At 68.3% G+C, this 16201-nt stretch carries 15 protein-coding genes and 1 pseudogene; 10 read left to right on the top strand and 6 right to left on the bottom strand.

Annotation, left to right across the window (positions count from 1 at the left end; translation table 11 throughout):
* The 3 genes and pseudogenes from Q8M82_RS19690 to Q8M82_RS19680 form a co-directional block, all read left to right on the top strand.
* Window positions 1–240 (top strand): annotated as a pseudogene (locus Q8M82_RS19690) (3-keto-5-aminohexanoate cleavage protein); the annotation flags it as partial.
* Between the two features lie 75 nt (window positions 241–315).
* On the top strand, window positions 316–624 hold the full coding sequence (locus Q8M82_RS19685; RefSeq protein WP_305692991.1) for a type II toxin-antitoxin system RelE/ParE family toxin: 309 nt from the start codon (window positions 316–318) through the stop codon (window positions 622–624).
* A complete protein-coding gene (locus tag Q8M82_RS19680; RefSeq protein WP_305692990.1) occupies window positions 605–889 on the top strand; it encodes an addiction module antidote protein in 285 nt (94 codons plus the stop codon). The genes Q8M82_RS19685 and Q8M82_RS19680 overlap by 20 nt, the downstream gene beginning before the upstream one ends.
* A gap of 67 nt (window positions 890–956) precedes the next feature.
* Here Q8M82_RS19680 and Q8M82_RS19675 read toward each other — a convergent pair whose 3' ends face one another.
* The 5 genes from Q8M82_RS19675 to ccrA form a co-directional block, all read right to left on the bottom strand.
* Window positions 957–2027, bottom strand: a complete 1071-nt coding sequence (locus Q8M82_RS19675; RefSeq protein ID WP_305692989.1) for an HD-GYP domain-containing protein — start codon at window positions 2025–2027, stop codon at window positions 957–959.
* A gap of 82 nt (window positions 2028–2109) precedes the next feature.
* A complete protein-coding gene (locus tag Q8M82_RS19670) occupies window positions 2110–3825 on the bottom strand; it encodes an acyl-CoA dehydrogenase family protein (RefSeq protein WP_305692988.1) in 1716 nt (571 codons plus the stop codon).
* Window positions 3826–3928: 103 nt separating this feature from the next.
* On the bottom strand, window positions 3929–4813 hold the full coding sequence (locus Q8M82_RS19665; RefSeq protein ID WP_305692987.1) for a DMT family transporter: 885 nt from the start codon (window positions 4811–4813) through the stop codon (window positions 3929–3931).
* A gap of 96 nt (window positions 4814–4909) precedes the next feature.
* Entirely contained in the window at window positions 4910–5569 is a 660-nt protein-coding gene (locus tag Q8M82_RS19660; protein ID WP_305692986.1) for a glutathione S-transferase family protein, read from the bottom strand.
* 76 nt (window positions 5570–5645) lie between these two features.
* The gene (ccrA, locus tag Q8M82_RS19655) at window positions 5646–6917 is read right to left on the bottom strand and encodes a crotonyl-CoA carboxylase/reductase (RefSeq protein WP_305692985.1); all 1272 of its coding nucleotides are present in this window, start codon (window positions 6915–6917) and stop codon (window positions 5646–5648) included.
* A 267-nt stretch (window positions 6918–7184) separates the two neighbouring features.
* Between ccrA and Q8M82_RS19650 the strand changes: the two genes are divergently transcribed.
* Complete coding sequence (locus tag Q8M82_RS19650) at window positions 7185–7493, top strand: hypothetical protein (RefSeq protein WP_305692984.1); 309 nt, start codon at window positions 7185–7187, stop codon at window positions 7491–7493.
* A 13-nt stretch (window positions 7494–7506) separates the two neighbouring features.
* Here Q8M82_RS19650 and ubiG read toward each other — a convergent pair whose 3' ends face one another.
* The gene (gene ubiG / locus Q8M82_RS19645) at window positions 7507–8277 is read right to left on the bottom strand and encodes a bifunctional 2-polyprenyl-6-hydroxyphenol methylase/3-demethylubiquinol 3-O-methyltransferase UbiG (RefSeq protein ID WP_305692983.1); all 771 of its coding nucleotides are present in this window, start codon (window positions 8275–8277) and stop codon (window positions 7507–7509) included.
* A gap of 154 nt (window positions 8278–8431) precedes the next feature.
* Here ubiG and Q8M82_RS19640 point away from each other — a divergent pair, with 154 nt between their 5' ends.
* The 6 genes from Q8M82_RS19640 to Q8M82_RS19615 form a co-directional block, all read left to right on the top strand.
* On the top strand, window positions 8432–9670 hold the full coding sequence (locus tag Q8M82_RS19640) for an aspartate kinase (protein ID WP_305692982.1): 1239 nt from the start codon (window positions 8432–8434) through the stop codon (window positions 9668–9670).
* A gap of 103 nt (window positions 9671–9773) precedes the next feature.
* Window positions 9774–11150, top strand: a complete 1377-nt coding sequence (locus tag Q8M82_RS19635; RefSeq protein ID WP_305692981.1) for a methyl-accepting chemotaxis protein — start codon at window positions 9774–9776, stop codon at window positions 11148–11150.
* 108 nt (window positions 11151–11258) lie between these two features.
* Window positions 11259–12296 carry a phosphotransferase family protein gene (locus tag Q8M82_RS19630; RefSeq protein WP_305692980.1) on the top strand — a complete coding sequence of 346 codons (1038 nt, stop codon included), beginning with the start codon at window positions 11259–11261 and terminating at the stop codon, window positions 12294–12296.
* A 180-nt stretch (window positions 12297–12476) separates the two neighbouring features.
* Complete coding sequence (locus Q8M82_RS19625; protein ID WP_305692979.1) at window positions 12477–13742, top strand: acyl-CoA dehydrogenase family protein; 1266 nt, start codon at window positions 12477–12479, stop codon at window positions 13740–13742.
* A gap of 122 nt (window positions 13743–13864) precedes the next feature.
* Window positions 13865–14962 carry an NADH:flavin oxidoreductase/NADH oxidase gene (locus Q8M82_RS19620; protein ID WP_305692978.1) on the top strand — a complete coding sequence of 366 codons (1098 nt, stop codon included), beginning with the start codon at window positions 13865–13867 and terminating at the stop codon, window positions 14960–14962.
* 162 nt (window positions 14963–15124) lie between these two features.
* Window positions 15125–16201: carboxypeptidase M32 (locus Q8M82_RS19615; RefSeq protein ID WP_305692977.1), on the top strand; the 1077-nt coding region annotated here is incomplete at its 3' end.

Genomic DNA, 16201 nt, shown 5'->3' with positions numbered 1-16201 from the left:
GGGCTCGATCCCGCCTTCATCGACCAGCTTCGCGCCCACCACATCCTCTACGACCGCGACGGCGAGGCCGAATTCCTGCAGGTCTACAGCCATGTCTTCGCGCAGCGCTTCTTCTTCGAGATCGTCGAGCGGCGCGGCGGCTATGCCGGGTTCGGGGCGGTCAACGCGCCGGTGCGGCTGGCGGCGCAGGCGCGCGAGGCGCGGCCCGTGACGATGCCGCGCTCGCTGCGGGAGGTCTGAGGCGCGCGCCCCGGCGGCTGGCCATGCAGCAATGCCGATTGACCCGCCGGCGAATGCCTGTGTATTATGATACACATGATCGAGGTCGTGGAGACGACTGAATTCTCTGGGTGGCTGGGAAATCTTCGCGATGTCTCGGCCCGTGCCCGGATCCTCGTCCGCATCAGAAGGGCGCAGCTCGGCAATCTGGGGGACGTCAAATTCTTCGACGGCATCGGCGAGATGCGGATCGATCATGGGCCGGGCTACAGGCTCTATCTCGTCCAGCGAGGCCCGAAGCTGGTGATCCTGTTGTGCGGCGGTGACAAGCGCCGCCAGTCTGCGGACATCGCGCGGGCCAAGCTGTTGGTGAAGGAAATGTTCGATGCCGAACGCAATGCGTGAATTCGACGTCCAGAACTATCTCACGACCCCCGAGGAGCAGGCCGCCTATATCGAGGCCGCACTCGAAGAGGGCGATCCGTCCTTCATCGCCGCCGCGCTCGGGGACATCGCCCGTGCGCGGGGCGTTACGGCTTTTGCGGCCGAGAGCGGACTCAGCCGCGAGGCGATCTACAAGGCCTTCCGCCCGGGCGGAAACCCGACGCTCGAGACACTGGCCAAGGCGACGAAGGCGCTTGGGCTCAGGCTGGCCGTGGTCGCGGCCTGAGGCTGACGCAGCCAATCCAGCTGGGCCGCTCATGGCCCTGCTACCGTCGTTCACACCTTCCGCTGACTTAAGCCGCCTGGGAGGTCTTCAGCACGACGGCTTCGAAGGCGCGCACCAGCGCCGCGTCGAGCTTGGTGCCCATCAGCACCAGCATGGCATAGGCCTGGTCGGGCGCCATCGGCGGCTTGTAGCTGCGTCGCTCGATCAGCGCCGCGTAGATGTCGCAGATCGTGATCATCCGCACGATGTCGCCGATTTCCGCGTCCTTCAACCCGTCGGGATAGCCCGAGCCGTCGAGATATTCGTGGTGGGAGCGCACCGCCGCCAGCACCTCGGGCCGAAGCCCCCCCTGCTTCAGCAGCATCTCGTAGCCGATCACCGGGTGGCCGCGCATCACCGCCTGCTCGTCCGGATCGAGCGCACCGGGCTTGTGCAGGATGTCGAGCGGGATGCGGGCCTTGCCGATGTCGTGGAGGACGGCGGCGCGCGTCACCAGCTTGCGGTCCTCCACCGAAAAGCCGAGCTGATGGGCGAAGCTGGCCGCCAGGCCGGCGACCAGCATGCAGTGCTGGTAGGTCAGATCGTCATAGCTCCAGACGACCTGCAGCAGGTCGCCGATGTCGCTGGCGCCGGCCGCCTGCTCGATCGCCTCGACAGAGGCTTCGACGGCCCGCAGCGGGACCGCTCCCCCGCTCGCGACCGCCCCGAGCATGTCCGCGAGCGAGGCCGCTGCGGTGGCGAGCTGGGCCCGGGTGAAGGCGACCGTGCCCCTGGCGGGATCGCCGCCCTCCCCTTCGCCGAGAAGCTGGTCGATGGTCTTGATGAGCAGCGCAGCCGGGGCGTCGACCGGCAGCACCTCCGTCGCGCCGATGGCCCGCGCCTGGATGGCGGAGCGGACGGTCATCTCGCGCACCAGGCCGAGATAGGGCGCGCCCCTGTCGCGATGGCGCGCCAGGGCCTCGCGCATCGCCTCGACGGTCTCGCGCCGGGAGAGATCGACATCGCCGACGATGATCGAAGGCAGCTGGTCGCCCTTCGGCGCCTCGCGCCCCAAAATCAGGACCGTGCAGGGCATCAGGAGGCCAAGCCGGCGCGCCAGCTCGGGGTTCCCGTCAGACCGGTCGGTGATCAGAAGCATCCGGAAACGGTTCCGCCGCGGCACATCCTCCTGAGCCAAGCATGAAAAGCGTAAATTTGCCGTTGTTGCGACTGCCCAAAGATTAGGCGGCGCGTGCGGCTTGTTCGTCTTCGACCAGCCGCCGCGCAATGACCTGCGCCTGAATTTCCGCCGCGCCCTCGAAGATGTTGAGGATGCGGGCGTCGCAGAGCACGCGGCTGATCGCATATTCGAGCGCAAACCCGCTGCCGCCGTGGATCTGCAGCGCGTTGTCGGCGGCCGCCCAGGCGACGCGGGCTCCCAGCAGCTTGGCCATGCCAGCCTCGAGATCGCAGCGGCGCTCGGCGTCCTTCTCGCGCGCGGCGAAATAGGTGAGCTGGCGGGCGATCATGATCTCGGCCGCCATCATCGCCAGCTTGTCGGCCACGCGCGGGAAGGCGATCAGCTTCTTGCCGAACTGGATGCGCTCACGGGCATAGCGCAGGCCGAGATCGAAGGCCGACTGGGCGACGCCGACGGCGCGCGCCGCCGTCTGGATGCGGGCGGCCTCGAAGGTCTGCATGAGCTGCTTGAAGCCCTGGCCCTCGACGCCGCCGAGCAGGTTCTCGCCCTTGACGGTGAAACCATCGAAAGCGAGTTCGTATTCCTTCATGCCGCGATAGCCGAGCACCTCGATCTCGCCGCCGGTCAGACCGGCGACCGGGAAGGGATCTTCATCCGTGCCGCGCGGCTTCTCGGCGATCAGCATGGAGAGGCCCTTGTAGCCGCTCTCCGAAGGGTCGGTGCGCACCAGCAGGGTCATGATGTCGGCGCGGACGGGATGGGTAATCCAGGTCTTGTTGCCGGAGACTTTCCAGACAGCTTTGTCCCCCTCGCCTTCCTTCACCGCCCGGGTGCGCAGGCTGGCGAGGTCGGAGCCGGTGTTGGGCTCGGTGAAGACGGCGGTGGGGAGGACCTCGCCCGAGGCCAGCTTCGGCAGCCACTTTTCCTTCTGCTCGGCCGTGCCGCCGCAGAGGATGAGTTCGGCGGCGATCTCGGAACGGGTGCCGAGCGAGCCGACGCCGATATAGGCGCGCGACAGCTCTTCCGAGACGACGCACATCGAGACCTTGGTCAGGCCCATGCCGCCGAATTCCTCGGGGATCGTCAGGCCGAAGACGCCGAGTTCGGCCATTTTCTCGACGACTTCCATCGGGATGTAGTCGTTCTTGAGGTGCCACTCATGGGCGTGGGGCTTCACCTCCGCAGCGCAGAAGCGGCGCATCTCGGAGCGGATCGCCTCCAGCGTCTCGTCGAGGCCGGGATCGCCGACGCCCGCGGCGCCATCATCCTGGCTGAACAGGTCGACGAGGCGGGCGCGGTTCTCGGGCGTGTTGCCCTGCGCGATCAGGGCGCGGGTGGCCGGTGTGTCGGCGTCGGCGATGGCCTTTTCGGAAAGGCCGAGCGCGGCGAGGCGCACGATCTCGCCCTGGCTCATCGGGATGCCACCGAGGATCTGCGCGGCATATTCGCCGGCGCCGATGCGGATGGCGTAATCCTCGATCGCGCCGTAGCGGTCCTCCGTGGCGAGGCGCTCGCCATAAGCCTTCAGTTCCCGCAGCGCCATGACATAGGTCGCGAGCCAGGCGAGGCCATGCGCGGCGTGCTGCTGGGCCTCCAGCCGGGCCGACGAGATCTTCCCCTCCACGGTGACGCTCGCGCGCACCGCCGCGACGGCGTTCTGCAGCAGGGTCTCGAAGCCCGGCAGCGCGGCGGCGATCAGCGCCGTGGCGCTCGCGGGGGCCGCATCGGCGACATGGACGGCGGCTTGTGCGCTCATGGTTGCTCTCCCTTGTGCGTCGCAGCATAGGGCGAGATTTTCGAAGGCGGAATGCCTCTTTCGGCGCAAGATCGCCGCATGTCCCGCCGATGCCGCAGCAATGCTATCTGCGGCTGGCGAGCGCGACGCCGACGATCGTGAGCGCCATGCCGGCGATCTGGATCGGCGTCAGCGTTTCGCCGAACAGGATCCAGGCCTCGACGGCGACCAGAGCCGGCACGAGGTAGAGGAAGGTCGCGATGCGCGAGACCTCGCCCCGGCGCAGGATCAGCAGATAGAGCCCGATTCCGCCCAGCGACAGCGCCAGCACCGACCAGGCCAGCACGAGCGCCATGGTCAGGTTCCATTCGATCCGCATCGGCTCGAGCGCGAAGGCGAGCGGCAGCGTGAAGGCGAAGGCGGCGGCATACTGAATCGTCGTGACGGTCCGCAGGTCGCCCGAGACGATGCGCGCCTTCTGGAAGAAGGAGCCAAAGGTGACCGCGACCATGCCGACGATGTTCACCGCGACGGGGACGAGGATGCCCCACAGCGCCGCGGGGTCGACCCCGACCAGTTTGGGCTCCAGCACCAGGGCGATGCCGAGGAAACCGAAGGCGATGCCGGCCCAGCGGATCAAGGAGATACGCTCGCCGACCAAAGCCGGCGCGAGCAGCGCGGTGAGGATCGGCTGCAGCCCGGCGATCAGGCCCGAGATCCCGGCCGGCAGGCCATGGCGCACCGCCCACCAGACGCCGCAGAGATAGATCGCGTGCAGCAGGACGCCGGCAATCGCGCAGTCGACCCAGCCGCGCGGCGTCTGCGGCCAGGGCGCGCCGACCGCCAGCGACAGGGCCGCCAGCAGCAGGCCCGCCGTGGCGAAACGCAGCGCCAGGAAGGTCAGCGCGTCGGCGTATTGGGCCGAATAGCCCGCGACGATCCACCCCGACGACCAGAGGAAGGTGAACAGGAGCGGGACGGCGCGCAGGAACAGGGGCGAGGACAGCATGGAACCGGCTTTCGGGAGCGCGATGCTCTACAGCCCTTCCGCCGCCCGTGACAGCGTCGGGACGCGCCGCCGCCATGCCGCGACTGCGGGAGCCGCTCAGTCCCGATCCGGAGCGCCGAGCGGGAAGAGGTGACGATAGGGCCGCGCCGCCTCGACGGCGCGCGCGACGGACGGGCGTGCGAGCAATCTGGCGCGATAGGCGCGGGTGTCGGGATAGGCAGCGTCGATCTCGTGGACCCAGTCGGCGTAGAACAGCGATGGCGCGGCCGCGCAGTCGGCCATGGAGAATTCGCCGCCGCAGGCCCATTGGCGGCCGGCGAGCTTGCCATCCAGCCATTGATAGGCGGCATCGAGCAGCGCCCGCGCCTCGGCGACGCCAACAGGGTCGCGTTCACCTTCCGCCCGGATCCGGTCGAAGACGATCCGCATCATCGGCGTCATCACGTAGTTGTCGAAGAAGCGGTCCATCAGCCTGACCTGGAGCGCCTGCTTCGGATCCTGCGACAGCAGGGCGCGCGCGCCGGGGTGATGCAGCTCTAGATGCTCGATGATGATGCTGGATTCGACGATGGTCTCGGCCCCGTCGACCAGCACCGGGAAGCGCTTCAGCGGCCACAGCGCGGCGAATTCCGCGCCGGTCTGCGGGTTCTCGCTGCTCAGCAGGCGGAGCTGGTAGGGCGTCTCGCTCTCGTCGAGCGCGATCAGCACCTTCTGCGAATAGGAGGAGAAGGGGTGGGCATAGAGCTGGAGCGACATGGTATCCCCGTTCGGTGCATTACTTTACCGAACGTTTAAGTGTTATCGCTCCGGAGCGCAAGCCAGACTGCGCGCCCTACCCCGCCAGCGCCTCCGCCACGTCCTCATAGGTGCGCAGGCCCGTGCGCGGGGCGTAGACCAGCACCGACATGTTGCCGGGCGCGTGCTCGTTCTTCCACATCTTGTGATGGGCGAGCGGGATCTTGTCCCAAGGGAAGACCTCGGACATGCAGGGGTCGAGGCGCCGGTCGATGACGAACTGGTTGGCCGCGCTCGCCTGCTTGAGATGGGCGAAATGCGAGCCCTGGACGCGCTTCTGCCGCATCCAGACATAGCGGGCGTCGAAGGTGATGTTGAAGCCCGAGGTGCCCGCACAGAACACCACCATGCCGCCGCGCTTGGCAACGAGGCAGGAGACCGGGAAGGTCGCCTCGCCGGGGTGCTCGAAGACGATATCGACGTCCTTCTTGCCGGTGATGTCCCAGATGGCCTTGCCGAACTTGCGGGCTTCCTTGACCCAGAGATCGTATTCCGGGCTGTTGACCTTGGGCATCTGGCCCCAGCAGTTGAAATCCTTGCGGTTGATCACGCCCTTGGCGCCGAGGCCCAGCACATAGTCGCGCTTGGTCTCGTCCGAGATCACGCCGATGGCGTTGGCGCCCGACGCCGCGCAGAGCTGCACGCCGAAGACGCCGAGGCCGCCCGAGGCGCCCCAGACCAGCACATTGTCGCCGGGCTTGATCGTGTGCGGGGCGTGGCCGAAGAGCATGCGATAGGCGGTGGCGAGCGTCAGCGTGTAGCAGGCCGCCTCCTCCCAGGAGAGATGCTTCGGCTTGACCATGAGCTGGCGCGACTGCACCCGGCAGAACTGAGCGAAGGAGCCGTCCGGCGTCTCGTAGCCCCAGATGCGCTGGGAGGAGGAGAACATCGGGTCGCCGCCATTGCACTCCTCGTCGTCGCCATCGTCCTGGTTGCAGTGGACGATGACCTCGTCGCCGACCTTCCAGCGCTTCACCTTGGAGCCGACCGCCCAGACGATGCCCGAGGCATCGGAGCCGGCGATGTGGAGCGACTGCTTGTGGACGTCGAAGGGCGAGATCGGCTGGCCGAGGCCCGCCCAGATGCCGTTATAGTTGACGCCGCCGGCCATCACGAGCAGCAGCACCTCCTCCTCGCCGATCGCCCAGGTCGGAACGACCTCGACCTGGAAGCTGTCCTGCGGCGGCCCGTGCCGCTCGCGGCGGATGGTCCAGGCATACATATTCGCCGGCACATGGCCGAGCGGGGGCAGCTCGCCCAGTTCGTAGAGGTCCTTCAGCGGTTGCGCGGCGGCCTGCGGCTTCGACATGGTCGTCTCTCCCCTGCTTGGTCTGCCGATTGACGGCCGCCTGCGGCGGCTGCAGCAGATTTGACCGAGATCATGCATCATATGCTGCGCCGCGCCATAGGCCGAACGAACTATGATGCAACGCAGCAGAACGGCATGGAAGGCGGCGCCGGGGCTCTCTCACCGCGCAACCCAGGCGCCCAGGCCTGTGACGCGGCCGGCTTTCCCGATAGCAGCATCCCCTTAACCCACGCTCCCTACAATAGCGGCCTCTCCGGAGGATGCTCGGTGCGCACGCTGATCCTGATGCTTGGACTGCCGGACATGTCGACGCCGCAGCTCGTGCTGTTCCTGGCGATCGTGGGCGTGACGCTGCTGCTGTTCGGATGGATCTCCGACCTGCTGCTGCGTGACGGCGCCTTCGGCATCATCCTCAACGGCTTCATCGTGATCGGCGGCGCGGTGCTCGGCACGCTCGCCTGGCGCAAGCTGGGCTACGCGATCGGCACCAATCCGGCGCTGACGACCTCGCTGGTGGCGCTCGGGAGCGGGCTCGCTTTGCTGATCCTGCTGACGGTGATCCGGCGCTGGCTGTGAACGCCTGCGGGATTCAGGCCGGCCGGTAGGCCGCCATCATGTAGTTGACGTCGGCGTCGCGCGAGGCCGACCAGCGGTCCGTCAGCGGGTTGTAGGTCACGCCCGTGGTCTCGCCGAGATCAAGGCCGCCGCGGGCGATCGCGTCGCCGAGTTCCTCGGGCTTCACGAACTTCTCCCAGTCATGGGTGCCGCGGGGCAACCAGCGCAGGACGTATTCGGCCCCGACGATGGCGAGCGCATAGGATTTCAGCGTCCGGTTCAGCGTCGCCATCACCAAGAGGCCGCCGGGTTTCACCGCCGCGCAGCAGGCTGCGACGAAGGCCTCGACATCGGCGACGTGCTCGACGACCTCCATCGCGAGCACGATGTCGTAGCGCGCGCCCCCGGCGACGAGCGCCTCGATCGTCTCCTGGCGGTAATCGACGACAAGGCCCGCGGCCTCGGCATGGGCGCGGGCGACCGCGACATTGGTCGGCGCCGGGTCGAGCCCCGTCACCTGAGCGCCCAGTCGCGCCAGCGGCTCGCTGAGGACGCCGCCGCCGCAGCCGATGTCGACGAGGGTGAGTCCATCGAGGGAGCGGATCGTCTTGGGATCGCGGCCGAAGCGGGCGCAGGCGAGGTCGCGGATGAAGGCGAGGCGCACGGGGTTGAACTTGTGCAGCACCGCCATCGGGCCCTTGGGGTCCCACCAGGTCCGGGCGATGCCCTCGAAGCGCGCCACCTCGGCAGGGTCGATGGTGGACCCGTCCGGGGCTGCACCCTGCGTCCGTGCGGTCGCCGTCATGCTCGTGCTCCCTTCGTTGCAGCCGGCCGGGCCATCGTCGCATTGACAGGCCTGCCGCTGCCCGTCATCTACACGCGCCCTGCGCCCGGCGCGAGGGTGACCTTTCGTCCCGCTCGTCGGGATCTTCTTTGGTTTCGAGAGCCTCTGGACCGCCATGGCCCGTCTGGTGATGAAATTCGGCGGCACGTCCGTCGCAACCGTCGAGCGCATCAAGAACGCGGCCCGGCACGTCAAACGGGAATTCGACGCCGGCCACGAGGTCGCGGTCGTCGTCTCCGCCATGTCAGGCAAGACCAACGAGCTGGTCGGCTGGTGCAAGGAGGCCGCAGCGCTCCACGACCGCGCCGAATACGACGTCGTCGTGGCCTCGGGCGAGCAGGTGACCTCCGGGCTGATGGCGATCGTGCTGCAGGAGATGGGGCTGCCGGCCCGCTCCTGGCAGGGTTGGCAGATCCCGATCTACGGCTCCGACGCGCATGGCTCCTCGCGCATCGAGAGCGTCGACGGTGCCGGCATCCTCGCCGGTTTCGACCGCAACCGCGAGATCGCGGTGTGCTCGGGCTTCCAGGGCGTGCATGCGCAGACGAACCGCGTCGTCACGCTCGGCCGCGGCGGATCGGACACCTCGGCGGTCGCCATCGCGGCGGGGCTGAAGGCCGACCGCTGCGACATCTACACCGATGTCGACGGCGTCTACACCACGGACCCGCGCGTCGTGCCCAAGGCGCGGCGCATGGACAGGGTCTCCTTCGAGGAGATGCTGGAGATGGCTTCGCTCGGCTCCAAGGTGCTCCAGGTGCGTTCGGTCGAGATCGCGATGGTGCATCGCGTGCCGACCTATGTGCGCTCCTCCTTCGACGACCCCACCCATCCCAATCCAGGCACCCTCATCTGCGACGAGGACGACATCGTGGAACAGCAGATCGTCACCGGCATCGCCTTCTCGCGCGACGAAGCCCAGATCACGCTCCGGCGCGTGGCCGACAAGCCGGGCGTCGCCGCGGCCATCTTCGGCCCGCTGGCGGATGCCAACATCAATGTCGACATGATCATCCAGGTCGTCTCCGACGACCAGGCGACGACCGACATCACCTTCACCGTGCCGACCGCCGATTACGAGCGCGCCAAGACGCTGCTGGAGAGCCTGCACGGGCAGATCCACTACCAGGCGCTGCAGGGCGCGACCGACGTGGTCAAGGTCTCCGCCATCGGCGTCGGCATGCGCAGCCATGCCGGCGTTGCGGCGCGCGCCTTCCGGGCGCTGTCGGAGAAGGGCATCAACATCCGTGCCATCACCACCTCCGAGATCAAGTTCTCGGTGCTGATCGACGCGGCCTATACCGAGCTCGCGGTGCGCACCCTGCACTCGCTCTACGGGCTCGACGCGGCTTAAGGATACGCTCAAATCGGCGCGAAAAAGCCGCTCAATTCGCGCCGGTTTTGTTTAAGGGATTCATGAGAGGGTCTAGCCGGCGAAACTCCGGCGAAGGCGCATCTTGACCCAGGATCCCTCCTCCCCCGAACGTCCCGCCGCGATCACCCGCGCGGGTATCGAGAAACTGCTCGTCGCCTCGGGCGTCGACGAGCGCGCGCGCGATGTCGCGCGCTCCCTTCTGCCGGTCGTGACCGCGCGGACCCACGCCGCCTGCACGGCTTATTGCGACCATCTCGAGCAGAACGTCGCGGATATGAGAGTCCAGGTCGAACGGCACCGCGCGCCGATCGTCGAGTCCGAGCAGCGGCATTTCGAGATGCTCTTCCGCGCCGAATTCAGCGATGACTACGCGGCCGATCTCAACCGTGCCGCGACGAGCGCCTTCGGCGACGCCATGGGCATCCGCACCCGGCTCGGCACGGCGCTGCGGCTGATCGAGCCGCTCTTTGCGGAAATCGGGCGGCGGCGGCGCTTCGGCAGCCGCGCCGCCATGGCCGATGCGGCGGCGCTGACGCGGCTGATCCTGTGCGACGCGCTGGCCGCGACATCCTGCCACCAGCGCGCCAGCCGCATCGGGCTGACGCAGCGCGAAAACGAGCTGCATCTGGCCGCGTCCTCCTTCCAGACCCAGATCGGCGACCTCTCCGAGAGCCTGCGGGTCGCCGCGAGCACGCTGCGCGACTATGCGGCGACCAGCCTCTACCGCAGCGGCCAGGCCGACCGCGAGGCGACGGTGGCGGAGGAGGCCGCGCGGGCCTGCACGGACCGGATCGACCGCGCCGTGGCCGCGACGAACCTGCTGGTCAGCGCACTCGACCATGTCAGCAGCGAGACCCAGCAGAGTTCGACGATCACTGCGGCGGCCGTCGCCGATACGCACGAGGTCTCCGATTCGATGGCGATGCTGACGGAGGCGACCGGACGCATCGGCTCGATCGTCACGCTGATCGAGCAGATCGCGACGAAGACGAACCTGCTCGCGCTCAACGCCACGATCGAGGCGGCGCGGGCCGGCGCCGCTGGCCGCGGCTTCGCCGTCGTCGCCGCCGAGGTCAAATCGCTCGCCCACCAGACCGCCAGCGCAACCGGCGAGATCGCGACGCAGATCGCCCAGGTCCAGGCCGCGACCGACATCTGCGTCCGGCATGTCGATTCGATCAGTCTGACGATCGGGCGGCTCGAGCAATCGGCTGCCTCGATCGCGCAGACGGTGCAGCAGCAGTCGAGCGCCACGACCGACATGGCCGCCGACACGCAGGAAGCCGCGACCCGCACCCGCGAGGGCCTCGGCTCCGCAAAGGCCGCGCGGCTCTCGATCGGCGACGTCGCCAAGATGTCGATCGAGCTCGACAGCGCGGCGGTGCAGGTGGAAGCCTCGGCGGGCATGATCAGCGATCTCGTCGAGCATTTTCTCGCGAGCCTGCGTCCGGCCGCCTGACGCGGCGGTGCCGATATGCCATTGGCGCGTCGCGCCGCAGGGGCGGCGCGACATCGTGATCCGTGGGTCGCGTTGACCCCGCCGCTTGCCCTGCCGATGATGCCGACCATGCCTGCGCCCGCCCCCGCTCCGCTCGACTTCGACGCCGCCCGCCTCGATGTCTATCTGCGCTCCGCCTTGCCCGGCCGGGCCGCGGGACCGATGCGGCTGGAACGGATCAGCGGCGGCCAGTCCAACCCGACCTTCTTCCTGTCCTATCCCGAGGCCGGCACGCGGCTCGTGCTGCGCAAGAAGCCGCCCGGGCCGCTGCTGCCCTCGGCCCATGCGGTGGATCGCGAATACCGCATCCTCACGGCGCTGGCGGGGTCGCCCGTCCCGGTACCGCCTGTGCTGCTGTTCGAGGCAGACGAGGGCGTGGTCGGCACGCCCTTCTACCTGATGGAGCGGCTGGAGGGCCGCGTCTTCCACGATACCGCCCTGCCCGGCGTGACGGCTGACGACCGTCAAGCGATGTATTTCGCCATGGCGGAGACTTTGGCCGCACTGCACGGTTTCGACTGGCAGGCGGCCGGGCTTTCCGATTTCGGCAAGCCCGGCAACTACTATGCCCGCCAGATCGCCCGCTGGGGCCGGCAATGGCGGGAGACGAAGACTCAGGCCATCCCGGCGGTTGACCGCGTCTTCGCCTGGCTGGCGGAGCATCTCGACGAGACGCCGGAGACGACCATCGTCCATGGCGATTTCCGGCTCGGCAATCTGATGTTCGCGCCCGATCGGCCCGAGGTGATCGCCGTGCTCGACTGGGAGCTCTCGACGCTCGGCCACCCGCTCTCGGATGTCGCCTTCTCCTGCCTGCCCTGGCATTCGACGCCGGCCATGTATGCCGGCATCGTCGGGCTCGATCGAAAGGCGCTGGGCATTCCGACGCAGGACGCCTATCTCGACCGCTACTGCAGGGCTGCCGGCCGGGCCGAGGGGCCGGGCCGCTTTCACCTCGCCTTCTCGCTGCTGCGCTTCGCGGTGATCCTCGACGGCATCGCGGCGCGGGCGAAGGCCGGCAATGCCGCGGCCGAGAATGCGGTCGCGGTCGGCGAGATGGCGGAGAGTTTCGCGCTGCGCGCAGAAGCCGTGATCGAGGCGACCTGATCAGGATCCGGGACCATGACTCACATCCTCCGTCATCCCGGACGGAGCGAAGCGGAGATCCGGGATCCCTTCCGGAGTGCTCGCCGGTGAGGTTCCGGAATGGATCCCGGGTCTCCCTGCGGTCGCCCGGGATGACGGCGCGTTTGAGATGAAGCGTTCAAAGTCTAGCGAGGACACACCATGGATTTCGCCTATTCCGCCAAGGTCGAGGAGCTGCGCACGCGGCTGCAGGCGTTCATGGACGCGCATGTCCAGCTGGCGGACGCCCGCTATCGCGAGGAGGTCGAGGCGGGGCGCTATCCGATCGCGCTCATCGACGGGCTGAAGGCGCGCGCCAAGGCGGAAGGGCTGTGGAACCTGTTCCTGCCGGCACTGAAGCCCGACGAGCCGGGAACGCGGCTCTCCAACCTCGAATATGCGCCTCTGGCCGAGATCATGGGCCGCATCTACTGGTCGTCGGAGGTGTTCAACTGCAACGCGCCCGACACCGGCAACATGGAGATCCTGCATCTCTTCGCGACGCCGGAGCAGCGCGAACGCTGGCTGGTTCCGCTGATGAACGGCGAGATCCGCTCCTGCGTCGGCATCACCGAGCCAGGGGTCGCCTCCTCCGACCCGACCAATCTCCAGACCACGATCATCCGCGACGGCGACGACTACATCGTCACCGGGCGGAAATGGTGGACGACCGGGGCGCTGCATCCCAACGTCAAGTTCTGCATCGTGATGGGGCTGTCGGACCTCGCCGAGGATGCCGACCCGCACAAGCGCCATTCGATGATCATCGTGCCGATGGATGCGCCCGGCGTCAGCGTGATGCGCAACCTGCCGCTGCTCAACCACCATTCGCCGGAGGGGCATACCGAGACCGATTTCGACGCCGTGCGCGTGCCCGCCGCCAACCTGCTCGGCGAGGAAGGCGCGGGCTTCGCGCTGGCGCAGGCGCGGCTGGGGCCAGGGCGCATCCACCACTGCATGCGCTCGATCGGCCAGTGCGAGATCGCGCTCGAACTGATGGTCGAGCGGGCGCTGCAGCGCAAGGCCTTCGGCCGCACGCTCTCCGACTACGCCAATGTGCAGGACTGGATCGCCGAGGGGCGCATGGAGATCGACCAGGCGCGGCTGCTCTGCCTACGCGCCGCCTGGATGATGGACAAACATGGCAACAAGGCCGCCCGCACGGAGGTCTCGGCGATCAAGGTGGTGGCGACGCGGCTGCAGACCAAGATCGCCGACCGGGCGATGCAGGTCTTCGGGGCGGCAGGGCTCTCCAACGACACGCCGCTGGCCTTCATCTACTCCTGGGGCCGGGCGCTCCGCTTCATCGACGGCCCCGACGAGGTGCACTTACGCACGGTCGCGCGCGCCGAGATCAAGAAGCACCAGCAAAGCAACCGAAGCACCTTCGCCGAGCAGGGGGTGCGGGTGCCCTACCTGAAGCCTTGAACCCGGGCGGCTGATGGGCTGACAGGATCGTGAGCGCGGGCGCCGCATGGCGGTCGCCCGCTGCCGCGACTGGACTTGGCCGCACGCCGCGTGATGATCGCGAGCCTTTTCATGCCACGGGATTGTCCATGACCCAGCTTTTCAGCCCCTACCAACTCGGCGGACTGACCCTCGCCAACCGCATCGTCATCGCGCCGATGTGCCAGTATTCTGCCGAGAACGGCCATACGACCGACTGGCACACGATCCATCTCGGCAATCTCTCGCATTCGGGTGCGGGCCTGCTGATCATCGAGGCGACGGCCGTCGAGCCGGCGGGGCGGATCAGCGCGCAGGATGTCGGGCTCTGGGACGACGGCACGGAAGCCGCTCTCGCGAAGACGCTGAAGGCCGTGCGCGCCTGGTCGGACATGCCGATCGCGATCCAGCTCGCCCATGCCGGGCGCAAGGCGTCCGTGGCGCAGCCCTGGCATGGCGGCGGGCAGCTCACCCTCGAGGCCGGCGGCTGGGAGACGGTCGCCCCCTCCCCGGTCGCCTTCGACGGCCATGCCCGCAACCCGCGCGCGCTGAGCGCCGACGACATCGCGCGGCTCTGCGAGCGCTTCGCGGAAGCGGCCCGGCGCTCGGTCAGGCTCGGCTTGGCCGCGATCGAGCTGCACGGCGCCCATGGCTATCTGATGCACCAGTTCCTCTCACCGCTGTCGAACAGGCGTGAGGACGAGTTCGGCGGTTCGCTGGAGAACCGGATGCGCTTCCCGCTCGCCGCCTTCGAGGCGGTCAAGGCCGTGGTGCCGGCCGGCTATCCGGTCGGCATGCGGCTCTCGGCGACCGATTGGGTGCCGGGCGGCTGGGACCTCGAGCAGACGCTCGCCTTCGCGCAGGCGCTGAAGGCGCGCGGGGCCGATTTCATCCATGTCTCCAGCGGCGGCAATTCCGGCGCGCAGCAGATCCCGCTCGGGCCGAACTACCAGGTGCCCTTCGCGCGGGCGGTGAGGCAGGCGACCGGCCTGCCGACCATCGCGGTCGGGCTGATCACCGAGGCCGAACAGGCGGAGGCGATCATCGGCACGGGCGACGCCGATCTCGTCGGCATCGCGCGCGGCATCCTCTACGATCCGCGCTGGCCCTGGCACGCCGCGGCCCAACTCGGCGCCACGCTCAAGGTGCCCAACCAGTATCTCCGCTCGCAGCCGCGGCAGTTCAAGACGTTGTTCGGGTGAGCGCGGGTTCAGTCTCCGCTGTCATCCCGGCCGAAGCGTAGCGGAGAGCCGGGATCCATTCCTGACCCTTTCCGCTATCGTTCCGGAATGGATCCCGGGTCTCCCTTCGGTCGCCCGGGATGACTCGGCGGGATTTGCCACAATCAATCGAGACGAGCTGCCATGACCGCCTATGCGAACCTCTCCGCCCATTTCGGCCGGGCCGCCGCGCTCGGGAACGCCATCGGCATCCTGCAATGGGACAACGACGTGATGATGCCGAAGGGGGCCGCCGGCACGCGGGCGGAGAGCCTGGCGCTGCTGCGGGTGATGCATCACGGGCAGACCACCGACGAGCGCATCGGCGACTGGCTGGCGGAGGCCGAGGCGCAGGATGGGCTCGGGCCCTGGGAGCGGGCCAATCTGCGCGAAATCCGACGGCTCTGGACAGTGGAAACCGCCCTGCCGGCCGATCTCGTCGAGGCGTCGTCCAAGGCCATCTCAGCCTGCGAGATGCGCTGGCGGCAGGCGCGAGCGGAGAGCGATTTCGCCGGGCTCCTGCCCTATCTCGCCGAGGTGCTCACGCTGCAACGTGAGATCGGCCGGGCCAAGGGCGAGACGCTCGGGCTGTCGCCTTACGACGCGCTGCTCAACGATTACGAGCCGGGCGGGCGCTCGGCGACCATCGACGCGCTGTTCGACGACCTTGCCGCCTTCCTGCCGGGCTTCACGCAAGAGGTGCTGGCGGTGCAGGCGCGGCGCCCGCGGACGCCCGATCCGGAAGGGCCCTTCGCGATCGAGGCGCAGCGGGCGCTCGGCCTCCGGATGATGGCGGCGCTGGGCTATGATTTCGAGCGCGGGCGGCTCGACGTCTCTACCCATCCGTTCTGCGGCGGCGCCGACAACGATGTGCGCATCACCACCCGCTATGACGAGGCCGATTTCGCCAAGGCGCTGATGGGCGTGCTGCACGAAACCGGGCATGCGCTCTACGAACAGGGTCGGCCGCAGGCCTATCTCCACCAGCCGGTCGGCCAGGCCCGGGGCATGAGCCTGCATGAGAGCCAGTCGCTGCTGGTCGAGATGCAGGCCTGCCGCTCACAGGAGTTCATCGCCTATGCCGCGCCGCTGATGCGCGAGGCCTTCGGTGGCTCCGGCCCGGCCTGGGAGAATCAGGCGCTGTGGCGACGCTACACCAAGGTCGAGCCGGGTTTCATCCGCGTCGATGCCGACGAGGTGACCTATCCGGCCCATGTCATC

The sequence above is a fragment of the Allobosea sp. genome (genome assembly GCF_030694325.1).
Lineage (GTDB): Bacteria > Pseudomonadota > Alphaproteobacteria > Rhizobiales > Beijerinckiaceae > Allobosea.
The sequence above is the reverse complement of the archived record's forward strand: the minus strand, read 5'-3'. Positions and strand labels throughout refer to the sequence as shown.

Bases quoted from the DNA above. Each gene is read 5' to 3' on its own strand.
- Q8M82_RS19625 (WP_305692979.1), top strand. From the start codon at position 12,477: ATGGATTTCGCCTATTCCGCCAAGGTCGAGGAGCTGCGCACGCGGCTG.
- Q8M82_RS19680 (WP_305692990.1), top strand. From the start codon at position 605: ATGCCGAACGCAATGCGTGAATTCGACGTCCAGAACTATCTCACGACC.
- Q8M82_RS19675 (WP_305692989.1), bottom strand. From the start codon at position 2,027: ATGCTTCTGATCACCGACCGGTCTGACGGGAACCCCGAGCTGGCGCGC.
- Q8M82_RS19640 (WP_305692982.1), top strand. From the start codon at position 8,432: ATGGCCCGTCTGGTGATGAAATTCGGCGGCACGTCCGTCGCAACCGTC.
- Q8M82_RS19630 (WP_305692980.1), top strand. From the start codon at position 11,259: ATGCCTGCGCCCGCCCCCGCTCCGCTCGACTTCGACGCCGCCCGCCTC.
- ubiG (WP_305692983.1), bottom strand. From the start codon at position 8,277: ATGACGGCGACCGCACGGACGCAGGGTGCAGCCCCGGACGGGTCCACC.
- ccrA (WP_305692985.1), bottom strand. From the start codon at position 6,917: ATGTCGAAGCCGCAGGCCGCCGCGCAACCGCTGAAGGACCTCTACGAA.
- Q8M82_RS19660 (WP_305692986.1), bottom strand. From the start codon at position 5,569: ATGTCGCTCCAGCTCTATGCCCACCCCTTCTCCTCCTATTCGCAGAAG.
- Q8M82_RS19665 (WP_305692987.1), bottom strand. From the start codon at position 4,813: ATGCTGTCCTCGCCCCTGTTCCTGCGCGCCGTCCCGCTCCTGTTCACC.
- Q8M82_RS19670 (WP_305692988.1), bottom strand. From the start codon at position 3,825: ATGAGCGCACAAGCCGCCGTCCATGTCGCCGATGCGGCCCCCGCGAGC.
- Q8M82_RS19685 (WP_305692991.1), top strand. From the start codon at position 316: ATGATCGAGGTCGTGGAGACGACTGAATTCTCTGGGTGGCTGGGAAAT.